Origin of the sequence: Calderihabitans maritimus (assembly GCF_002207765.1) — a bacterium.
In the GTDB taxonomy this organism is placed as follows: Bacteria; Bacillota; KKC1; order Calderihabitantales; family Calderihabitantaceae; genus Calderihabitans; species Calderihabitans maritimus.
On the sequence record NZ_BDGJ01000187.1, the window covers coordinates 1,651 to 11,951 of the forward strand.

Sequence of the window (10,301 nt, forward strand, 5' to 3'; positions counted from 1 at the left end):
GGGGAGGAGGACACCGTAAAGCGGGAGCCGCTTCCCTGAAGGGACAGCCCCTGGAAGCAGTGATGGCCAGGTTGCCTTCGGTTTTAAGCAGTAAGATCAGGCCTTTGTTCACTGCCCGCCAGATTATGTCCCAGCCGGTCAAAACGGTTACTCCCGAAACCCTCATTCAGGATGCGGGTAAAGTAATGCTGCGCTACGGGCACAGCGGGCTACCGGTAGTGGAAAACGGTGTGGTAGTAGGGATTATCTCGCGGCGAGATGTAGACCTGGCCGAACGTCATGGTTTGGGACATGCTCCGGTGAAGGGCTATATGAAGCGAAAGGTGGTTACTATTTCTCCCGACACTACTTTACCGGAAATACAGCAGTTAATGGTTCGGCATGACGTAGGACGTTTGCCGGTAGTGGAGAACGGTCAACTGATCGGGATAGTATCTCGTACCGACCTCTTGCGCTGGCTGCATGGCACAGATGATTTCAAGCGTTTTGAGACTCTATTTCCCATACAATGCTCCCTGCCGGGTCCTCCCGATGTCAAGTCCCTGCTTCTAAACCTGCCGGGCAATATTTACCGGCTGCTCAGGCAAATTGGAGGCCAGGGAGATGAGCTGGAATATTCTGTCTTTGTGGTAGGAGGGTTTGTACGGGATTTACTCCTGGGTGTTCCTAATTGTGACTTAGATATCGTAGTGGAAGGAGATGGAATTAAATTTGCCGAAAGACTGGCCGGCAAACTAGGTGGTTATACCAGGCCCCATGAACAGTTCAAGACTGCCCTGGTAATACTTCCTGACGGTTTGAAGATTGATGTGGCCACCGCCCGTATCGAGTATTACGAGTATCCGGCGGCTCTTCCCACGGTAGAGGTCTCCAGTCTGAAGCAGGACCTTTACCGGCGGGACTTTACCATAAATGCCATGGCGGTACAGTTAAACCTGCATTCTTTCGGCAAGCTGATAGACTACTTTTGCTGTTACAGCGACCTCAAGGAAGGCCTGGTCCGGGTACTGCATAATTTCAGTTTCGTGGAAGATCCTACCCGGATAATCAGGGCGCTGCGTTTCGAGCAAAGGTACGGTTTTTCCATTGAAGAGCAAACCCTGGCCCTGCTGCAAAAAGCCGTTCGGGAAAGGCGTCTAGCCCAGTTGTCTGATGCCCGTTTATGGGACGAGCTGTTCCTGGTGCTCAAAGAAGATGAACCGGCCAGGGTACTGTGCCGGATGGGTGAACTGGGGATTTGGGACCAAATTGTACCGCAAATTCAGTGGGATGAAAATACGGAAAAGGTTGTTTTAAATGTTGAGTCTTTATTGAAAGAGCTGGAGCAAAAAGGGCTACCCCATGTCGAGCGTTGGCTGGTTTATTTTATGGCCCTGGTTCACAAACTAGAAGAAGTTCAGGTGGAGGAACTGGGAAAACGTTTTTCTTTGCGCAAAAAGGAGATTAACGTGCTCCGGAAGGTCCTTGAGGCACCGGAGGTTTTAAAAAGCCTGCCTGCCTCTGAACCTACCTTGGGCCGGCTGCATAAGTTGTTACATGAATTCCCCGCTGAGGCAATCCTTTTTGCTGCTGCCAGTTTCACCGGTAAACTCCGGGAACTCTTATTGGACTATCTCGCGCGGCGGGACAGGGTAGAGCTGGTTGTAGACGGTTTAGACCTTCGGCAGCTGGGGTTGCCTCCCGGTCCGCTCTACGGGGAGATATTTTTGGAACTGGAAGCGGCCTTGCTGGAGGGAAAAGCAGGCAGAAAAAAGGAGGAGCAAATAAATTTTGTCCAAGAATGGCTCCGCAGGAAAGGGAGAGTTTAAATGCACATTGGAAGTTTATGGGAACTTTTGGTAGCGGTGCCGGCAATCTTGCTGGCGGTAACCTTTCATGAATACGCCCACGGGAAGGTAGCATACCTTTTGGGAGACCCAACCCCCAAATACCAGGGGAGACTAACTTTAAATCCCCTGGCTCACCTGGATCCCCTGGGGACGCTACTATTCGTTTTGGCCGGTTTCGGATGGGCCAAGCCGGTACAGGTTAATCCCTTCTATTTTCACGGTGACCGCCGGAGGGGTATGATGCTGGTTAGCCTGGCAGGGCCGTTGATGAACTTGGTATTGGCTTATCTGGCTGCTGTGGCGTCGCGGGTTCTTGTTTTCGCTCCTTTTTATATAAAACAGTTTTTATTTGCCGTGGTAATGTATAATATAATCCTGGCGGTATTCAATCTCATTCCTGTCCCGCCTTTGGACGGTTCTAAAATTTTGGCCGGTCTATTACCGCCGCAGCATACAGGAATCATCTATCAACTGGAAACATATGGACCCCTAATTTTATTATTGCTTATTTTTACCGGCTTTATTGGGCTCATTATGAATCCACTGATACGGGTAGTATATTCCCTTATAACCCTACTCAGTGGAATGGGATATTATTGAAGCTGAAGGGAGAGAAAGTATGAAGGGCAGAATTTTAAGCGGAATGCGTCCTACCGGTAAACTGCACATCGGACACTTGAGCGTTCTGGAAAACTGGGTGCGCTTCCAGGATGAATATGAATGTTTTTATACCATCGTAGACTGGCATGCTCTTACAACCGCCTACGATGATACTTCGGCCATTAAGGAAAATGTTAGGGAAATGCTTCTGGACTGGCTCAGTGTCGGGTTGGACCCGGAAAAGAGCACTATTTTTCTACAGTCGGACGTGAAAGAGCACGCAGAACTGTATCTGCTTTTTGCCATGATTACTCCTTTATCCTGGCTGGAAAGGTGTCCTACTTACAAAGATCAGGTGCAGCAGTTGGGGAAACAGGGTAAAGATATTTCCACCTACGGCTTCTTGGGATACCCGTTGCTCCAGGCGGCTGATATTCTGGTGTATAAGGCGGATACGGTTCCGGTAGGGGAAGATCAACTGCCCCATCTGGAATTGTGCCGGGAAATAGCTCGCCGGTTCAATTTCATCTATAAAACGGAACTGTTCCCGGAGCCGCAGGCCAAACTGTCCCGGGTTCCGCTCTTGCCGGGTATCGATGCCCGCAAGATGAGCAAGAGTTACGGTAACGAAATTCCCATTAGTGCCACCAGGGAAGAAATCTTTGAAAAAGTCCGCATGATGGTGACGGACCCCGGGCGCATCCGGCGTCACGATCCCGGTAACCCAGAGGTTTGTGTCGTACACACCTATAACCAAATTTACAACCCGGAAGAAGTGGAGGAGCGGGTCACCCAGTGCCGACAGGCGGAAATAGGCTGTGTGGCCTGCAAGAAGCGGTTGGCGGAAAAGCTGGATGAAGCCCTGGCTCCCTACCGGGAGAAACGGGCGGAATTGGCCCAAAATCCCGCTCTGTTGGAGGAGATCCTGGAAGAAGGTGCCCGGAGAGCGCGGGCGGTTGCCAGCGAGACGATGAAAGAAGTACGGGAGGCCATGAAAATTTAGTTCTATGAGAGTACGGTGGTAGGAAGTGACATACCGGGTTAAACTGGAGATTTTTGAGGGGCCTCTTGACCTGCTCATTCACCTGATTGAAAAAAACGAAATGGATATCTACGATATTCCTGTGGCTCGCATTACGGAGCAATACCTAGAATATCTTGAGACTTTACAGGAACTTGACCTGGAGATGGCCGGTGAGTTTTTGGTTATGGCGGCTACATTACTGGCCATTAAAGCCAAAATGCTTCTTCCAAAGCCTCCTCAGCCGGAAGAACCGGAAGAGGAAGGGCCGGATCCGAGGGAAGAACTGGTTGAACGCTTATTAGAGTATAAAAAATTCAAGGAAGCAGCCGGTTTTCTGGAGAAAAGAGGAGAAATTTACAGTAAGATGTTCACCCGGCCGGTGGATGAAGAAGCTATTGTGGCTGCGTTTGCCGGTTCTAATCCACTGGAAGGGGTAACCCCGAAAGACCTGCTGGAGGCCTTCCGCCGGGTTCTAAACCGGGTTAGTGAGAAGGAAGAAAAAGTCAACCGAATACCTCGACCTCAAGTAACTATCCGTGATAAGATGACGGAAATTTTGGAGCAGGTGGGGAAACAGACGCAAGGAGTCAGCTTTACAGAACTTTTTAAGGGAAAAGTTACCCGCCTGGAGATAATCGTTACTTTTTTGGCTTTGCTAGAACTTATTCGTCTAAAACGGGTTACGGCCCGGCAGTCCTCTGTTTTTGGAGAAATTATTATTTACCAGTATCCCCGGCATGAATAGGAGGCGGGACGTTTATGGACTCGGGGGAAGCAAAAGCGGTTATCGAATGTCTGCTATTCGTAGCCAGGGAACCTCTAACTCTAAAAACTATCGGTGAGATTGTGGGAATGAAGGAAAAAGAGGTTCGTCAACTGCTGGAGGAACTAATGCAGAGCTATAATAACGGCAGTCACGGGATACGGTTGCTGGAGGTAGCTAACGGCTACCAGTTCTGTACTCGTCCTGAGTTTGCCTCCTATATTGAGAAGCTTTACCAACCGCAGATTCAAATGTTATCGAAGGCGGCCCTGGAGACGCTGGCTATAATCGCCTATAAACAGCCGATTACGCGGGCAGAGATAGAAACAATTCGGGGAGTGAAATCCGACCGTGTTATAAGCACGCTGCTCGAAAGAAGGCTAATCCAGGAAGTAGGACGCCGGGAAGGGCCGGGAAGACCCATCCTTTACGGTACCACTGATGAGTTTCTCCGTTCTTTCGGACTAAAAAGCCTGGAAGAACTGCCCAACCTGGAGGAACTGGCCGCTTGCGGCCGGGAGGAAGAATAAGAAAACATCCAAAAGTACTTGACGGTAGCTGAAGGCAGGAAAAAATCTTTTTTTGGGCGAACATATATGACCACATACCATTTAACTTAAAAAAAGGTAACATAAAGTGAGGTGAGGACAGATGTTTCAACCGGTAGGTGGACCTAAAGGAACGCGTTTATATGAAAAAGTAGTAATGCAGATCAAATCGGCGATATCAGTAGGGGATTTAAAACCAGGCGATAAACTTCCGTCGGAGAGAGAGCTGGCAGAGATATTTGGGGTAAGTCGGACCTCCATTAGGGAAGCATTAAAGAGTTTGGTAGCGATGGGTTTGATTAAGATACGCCATGGGGACGGTATATACGTCTGCGAGTCTCGGGGAGAGGAACAGCTGAAAAACATAGGTGCTTATTTGATGAGTCACCAGGGGACGCTGAAGGACCTTTTTGAGATACGGAGGGTTTTAGAGACGGAGGCAGCGGCATGGGCTGCGGAGAGAGGGGCACCAGAGAAAGTACAGGAGTTGGTGAATTTAATTAATACTGTTAAGGAAGGCATAGCCAAACGTTCGGGGGGGTATTTGCTTTTTTTAGGGGAACACGACACAAAATTTCATCTTTGTTTGGCGGAGGCTTCTGAGAATCAGGTTTTGTTGCGGGTAATGAACAATCTTTTAGATTTACTGGCGGAGAGTAGGGCGAGGGCTTGGTCGATACCTGGCAGGCCTTTAAGGTCGGTAGAAGAGCATGCCAAAATTGTGGAGGCCATAGTTTCCGGTGATGTTGAGGGGGCCAGGGAAGCCATGCGACAGCATTTGGAGAATGTGGAGAAGGAAATTCTTTAAGGGGTAGCGTAGGCAGAATTAAGGTTAGGACTTAATTGTTCAGACCTTCTATGTCAATAGTGTAATCTAAAAATTTTTCATGGTTGTGCAGTACAAATGTTCGTGGTCTTTTAAAAGGACGGGCTTTACCCGTTCCGCCTAGCTATGGGCCGGATCAAAATCCCGCCCTCCTCGCTGGCGGCTTAAGAACTTTGAAAACCGAATATTCAACATTATGCTGCCCGATTATGATGCTTGGCGCGGGCTGCTATAAACGTGGCTTCGTCGCAGCAAGTACGGTTTTTCCACATGGCAAAGATGATCCGCACCCAGATATTTGCCAAAGCCCGTAAAGCTTCATGATGGGTTTTGCCCCTGGCTTCTCTTGGTATCGTAATATTCCCGTGCCCAGGAAACCTGCCTGATACTCTGGAAGGCGAACAGGTGCATAGCTCGTCGGAAAGGTTTCACACAGGATTTGCGCTGCCTGGCAAAGCGGTACTTACCGCTTTGAAAAAGAACCGGCGAGGTACCTGCTAAAGCCTGGACCACGGCCGCATTTTCGTAACGTTCCCGGTCGGCCCCCCACTCCGCCAGCAGTCTTGGCGCGAGCCGCCCGGCCGCCCCCGGCAGGCTAGCAAAGATCCTGCTGTCGGAGTGCTGCTGAAAAAGGCGGTTGATCTCCTTGTCGTAAGCAGCGATTTGCTCCCGGACTACTTCCAGCTGTCTCACCAGGGCGAGCATTAAGCGGCCTTTTGCCCGTACGGTGGGAGCGCTGGCCCGAAGCTGCGGCTCCTGCGCCTTCTGCCAGATGGAGATGGCCGTTTGATTAGGCCGGGGATGTTTATGACTTTTAAGAAAGGCGGCTATTTCCGGAACGGTAGCTTCCCTTACCAGATCCGGGGTAGGATAGCGCTTGTAAAACTCCAGGGCTCCGGCAGGGTTGACTTCGAAAAGAAACCTAAGGCTACCGGGTAATATTCCTTCAAGCAAGCAATGAGCTTATTGGTAAGACGCGTGGATTCCTGGATCAGGCCGTCCTGGTCTCGGGTCAATATCTTTAGTTCCGCGATCAGTTCCGCATCTGGCTTAAGCCTCTTTAGCTGCGCCAGGTCGGAGCGGCCGATGTTGGCCAGCAGACGGGCATCAATTGGGTCACTCTTCGCCCCGGAGGGCTTTCGCCGGTAGTCTACAACCTTCGGGTTGAGCGGGTAAACCGGAAAGCCAGCTTCCAACAGAAACTGCACCAGAAGACCGTTTTTGGTTTCGATCAGGCAGGCGAAGTTTTCCGGTTCGGGATCGATGCTTAAGAGCCTTTCCTTTAATAACTCCATGCCTTCCCTGTTGTGAGGGATGGTGAAATACTTAAGTTCTTGACCCTTTTCATCGAGCACGGCTACGTCATGATGTAAGTCAGACCAGTCAATCCCTACAAAGTACATGTTAAGAACCTCCGCAAAAGAAATTTGCTGCAGACTGGCAGTGGCCCTTATCTAACGCGGTGCTCGAAGCACAACCCTTCTATGAACCGCAGTCTGCAAATTTGATCCGGGAAAGGTGGCTCTGAAAAAAGCAGTCGAACTGCCAGGAGGTGGAATCCTTTTCCCGGAAACCTTTGGCTATATTTTTGGCTAACTTAGGCTAGCTTTCCTGCTACCTAATTTGAGTTTAACAGATAAGGAGGTGGAAATATGAATCTGTCTCCTCAAAAATTAATAGATTATTGTTCTTTAATATTTCAAAAAATAGGGGTTCCCCAAGAACATTCTTTTATTATGGCAGAAGCGTTAGTGGAAGCGGATCTTCTTGGTATAAAAACCCATGGAGTTTCAAGATTAAACTTTTATGTAGAACATATTCATAATGGAACGATCAACTCAACACCTAATTTCAAAGTTATTAGAGAAAACTTGGCAGTTTGCGTAATAGATGCAGATAAAGCGATGGGGCCAGTGGTTGGAGATTATGCCATAAAAAAGGTTCTTGAAAAGGCTAAAAAAACAGGTGTAGGTATTGCCTTAGTGAGAAACAGTTCCCATTTGGGTGCTTTAAGCGTGACGGCAAAGAAAGCAATCAAAGAGAAAATGATCGGTGTAGTTATTTCAAACACCAGCCCTATTATGGCTCCGTATGGGGGAGGGGAAGCTGTACTAGGAAATAATCCCATTTCCTTTGCTGTACCCACAGATGATTTTCCGTATATATTGGACATGGCATTAAGTGTAACAGCAAGAGGTAATATTATACTTGCAGCACGGGAAGGAAAAAGCATTCCTGAAGGATGGGCAGTAAATAAAAACGGGGAGCCAACCACGAATGCTGAAGAAGCTCTTTTAGGAGCAGTTTTGCCTTTGGCAGAGCATAAAGGGTATGCACTTGCTTTTATGTTTGATGTTTTATGTGGAGTATTAAGTGGTGCGGCTTATGGAAAAAATGTTGGCTCTTTTGTACCACCCGATTACAGTAAGCCTCTTGATATGGGTCATTTTGTGATGGCCCTTGATATTGAAAAATTTCAACCTTATGAGGAATATCTGAGGCGTTTAAAAGATTTTGCCAGTCAAATAAAAACTTCAAAGAAAGCAAAAGGGTTTGATGAAATTTTTATACCTGGAGAGAGAAGTTATCAACGGTATTGTGAAAATTTAAAAAAGGGAATTTTTTTACCTCCCCAAACTTTGAAAATGCTTAGAGAATTAAGTGAGAGATATCAAATTCCATTTTTCGAACAATAATTAAATAATCGATAAGAGGATTAATGATTGTTACAGAATAGATTGAAATTCAACAAAATAAATAGAGGTATTATTTTTTTAGAAGGTTCTCTTTCTGTTTGACAAGTATAAAATGCAGAATTCGGCAATTAAAAAATACATAGTTCGGTTGCCATCACGCTCAAAGATATTCTCTTCAAATCAGAACATCAGTTCGCTAATTTAGATTCTTAGTTCTGTTTAGCTTGTTTCATCTGGTATAGCCGACAGTGCTTTCTGTAAACGATAACTTTCACCTTCGAAAGCCAGTATATGGGCATGGTGAACCAACCGGTCAATAAGAGCGGCAGTAAGCCGGTTATCGCCAAGCACGGTGTTCCACTTGCCAAATTGCAGATTAGAAGTAACAATTATGCTCTGGCGTTCATAAGCTTGGGCCACCACGTTAAACAAAAGCTCCGCTCCGTCACGGTGTAGGGGTACAAATCCCAGTTCGTCAATGATGAGAAGATCCGCCTTTTTTAGGGCGTCCATTGCCTTCCCCAGACGCCCTTGACGGTGGCTTTCCAGCAAGAAGTTCACAAGATCAAGGCAACGGTAAAAGCGGACTGTCTTTCCTTCTGTATAGGCCCTGATCCCCAGAGCAATAGCCAAATGAGTTTTTCCCGTACCCACAGCTCCCAGGGCCAATATGTTTTCATGGCGTTCGATAAAGTTAAGACCTGTAAGGTCAGTTATACTGGTTGTTTCCGGCAAAGTGACCGGTTTCCAATCAAAATCCTCCAGGGTTTTATGGACCGGAAAGCCGGCTTTCTTGATCAGGCGTTTGACCCTGTTAGCCCGGCGGGCATCCAGCTCTGCTTCAAACAGGTCGGTAAGGTACTGTTCCCGGTCACTATAGGGAATATCCAGGTAAATCTGAGGTATTTGAGCGAGTTTCAGAGCCTTGCATTGTTCTTTCAAAGTCGCTCCGGCCATGTGATTTCACCCCCTTCCCTGCCTGCTCGGGGTACCAGCAGGTAGTAGACATTGATCCGTGGGTTATATTGCCGCACGCTGTCCGGAGTATAGGTTTCATTTAATTCCTCAAGAGGCTTGTTCGAGTTGGAAATCTGGTACAGCAAATGCCGGATTAAGGCTGAATTTACCGACTGATGCCTTCGGGCTTTCTCAAGGGCCATAGCAATTAGGTCCATGGAGAATTCTTCTTCTAACAGGGCATGGATGAACTTTAGTCTTTCCCGGTACAGTGAGGAACTTCCTTCTTCCAGATAGTTACGTACCGGTTCGGGAAGAAAACGATACATAGTGGCATGCCTTGCTCCCCTGGGCTTTTTGACGAAGATGCCGAAGTATCCCTTCCAGTCAATTGGCTTAGCTTTCATGGTATACTGGCGGGGGAAGGTACCCAGGCACTGCTGGTTTCGGTCAAGGATCTCTACCCGATCCCACCATAGCTTTAACAGGACTATTTCTCCAACCCGGGCACTGGGAACTTCGTATACTTCGCCCTGGATGGTGACCTTGCCGTATTTGCCTACCCGGGCGGTTTTTATTTCCACCGGTTCAAAGGGGACTCTGGGCAGGGGCAAAAGCGCCTTTTTGTCTTCCTCCCAAAGCTCCGCTATGGTGACTCCTTTGGCATAATGGGCGCGGTTTAAGTCCTCCAGGGCCCTTTTGTAAAGTTCCTGGGTCAGTTGTTCAAAGCTCGATACCTGCGGGTAGGGTACCAGCCAGTTACGGCGGGTATAACCGACTTTGTTTTCCACGTTGCCTTTCTCGTTGCCTTTGCCCTTGTTACAGAATTCCGGTTCAAACCGATAATGCTCATCTTTGACAGTTAATCCTCAAAATCAATGACCCGAAAACCGGAAACCCTTGAAATGACTGAGGTGGATTTTTACAAATCCTAAACCGTGGTGCCACAGCTTCCAGGATATGTCTGGAAGTATTAGTTTAAAGATGGTACAATATTAGTGCTATGTTTGTACGAGTTAAAAGACGCCAGAACAAAGACGGTACCATACGTGAATATC

At 47.9% G+C, this 10,301-nt stretch carries 9 protein-coding genes and 1 pseudogene; 7 read left to right on the plus strand and 3 right to left on the minus strand.

What is annotated here, in order from left to right:
- From KKC1_RS13530 to KKC1_RS13555, 6 genes are all read left to right on the plus strand, one after another.
- A partial coding sequence (locus KKC1_RS13530; protein WP_088554962.1) for a CBS domain-containing protein occupies window positions 1-1,808 on the plus strand: 1,808 nt, incomplete at its 5' end.
- Complete coding sequence (locus tag KKC1_RS13535) at window positions 1,809-2,429, plus strand: site-2 protease family protein (protein ID WP_088554963.1); 621 nt, start codon at window positions 1,809-1,811, stop codon at window positions 2,427-2,429. It begins immediately after the preceding gene.
- A 19-nt stretch (window positions 2,430-2,448) separates the two neighbouring features.
- Complete coding sequence (gene trpS, locus KKC1_RS13540; RefSeq protein WP_088554964.1) at window positions 2,449-3,432, plus strand: tryptophan--tRNA ligase; 984 nt, start codon at window positions 2,449-2,451, stop codon at window positions 3,430-3,432.
- A 25-nt stretch (window positions 3,433-3,457) separates the two neighbouring features.
- Window positions 3,458-4,198 carry a segregation and condensation protein A gene (locus KKC1_RS13545; protein WP_088554965.1) on the plus strand — a complete coding sequence of 247 codons (741 nt, stop codon included), beginning with the start codon at window positions 3,458-3,460 and terminating at the stop codon, window positions 4,196-4,198.
- Window positions 4,199-4,212: 14 nt separating this feature from the next.
- Window positions 4,213-4,746 (plus strand): SMC-Scp complex subunit ScpB, encoded by a 534-nt coding sequence (gene scpB / locus KKC1_RS13550; protein WP_088554966.1) that lies wholly within the window; start codon window positions 4,213-4,215, stop codon window positions 4,744-4,746.
- A gap of 121 nt (window positions 4,747-4,867) precedes the next feature.
- Complete coding sequence (locus KKC1_RS13555; RefSeq protein ID WP_088554967.1) at window positions 4,868-5,572, plus strand: FadR/GntR family transcriptional regulator; 705 nt, start codon at window positions 4,868-4,870, stop codon at window positions 5,570-5,572.
- 212 nt (window positions 5,573-5,784) lie between these two features.
- On the opposite strand, the pseudogene KKC1_RS17645 reads toward KKC1_RS13555, so the two are convergent.
- A pseudogene (locus KKC1_RS17645) lies at window positions 5,785-6,993 on the minus strand (IS110 family RNA-guided transposase).
- Window positions 6,994-7,242: 249 nt separating this feature from the next.
- Here KKC1_RS17645 and KKC1_RS13565 point away from each other — a divergent pair.
- Window positions 7,243-8,286, plus strand: coding sequence for an Ldh family oxidoreductase (locus KKC1_RS13565; protein ID WP_088554968.1), 1,044 nt, complete (start codon window positions 7,243-7,245; stop codon window positions 8,284-8,286).
- Window positions 8,287-8,505: 219 nt separating this feature from the next.
- On the opposite strand, the gene istB is transcribed toward KKC1_RS13565, so the two are convergent.
- On the minus strand, window positions 8,506-9,243 hold the full coding sequence (gene istB, locus KKC1_RS13570) for an IS21-like element helper ATPase IstB (protein WP_088554969.1): 738 nt from the start codon (window positions 9,241-9,243) through the stop codon (window positions 8,506-8,508).
- Window positions 9,225-10,034, minus strand: coding sequence for a Mu transposase domain-containing protein (locus KKC1_RS13575; RefSeq protein ID WP_088554970.1), 810 nt, complete (start codon window positions 10,032-10,034; stop codon window positions 9,225-9,227). The genes istB and KKC1_RS13575 overlap by 19 nt, the downstream gene beginning before the upstream one ends.
- Window positions 10,035-10,301: the final 267 nt, after the last annotated feature.

What these genes read in the sequence shown, in the direction of transcription:
- scpB (WP_088554966.1), top strand. Translation starts at nt 4,213, where the DNA reads ATGGACTCGGGGGAAGCAAAAGCGGTTATCGAATGTCTGCTATTCGTA.
- KKC1_RS13555 (WP_088554967.1), top strand. Translation starts at nt 4,868, where the DNA reads ATGTTTCAACCGGTAGGTGGACCTAAAGGAACGCGTTTATATGAAAAA.
- KKC1_RS13565 (WP_088554968.1), top strand. Translation starts at nt 7,243, where the DNA reads ATGAATCTGTCTCCTCAAAAATTAATAGATTATTGTTCTTTAATATTT.
- trpS (WP_088554964.1), top strand. Translation starts at nt 2,449, where the DNA reads ATGAAGGGCAGAATTTTAAGCGGAATGCGTCCTACCGGTAAACTGCAC.
- KKC1_RS13535 (WP_088554963.1), top strand. Translation starts at nt 1,809, where the DNA reads ATGCACATTGGAAGTTTATGGGAACTTTTGGTAGCGGTGCCGGCAATC.
- istB (WP_088554969.1), bottom strand. Translation starts at nt 9,243, where the DNA reads ATGGCCGGAGCGACTTTGAAAGAACAATGCAAGGCTCTGAAACTCGCT.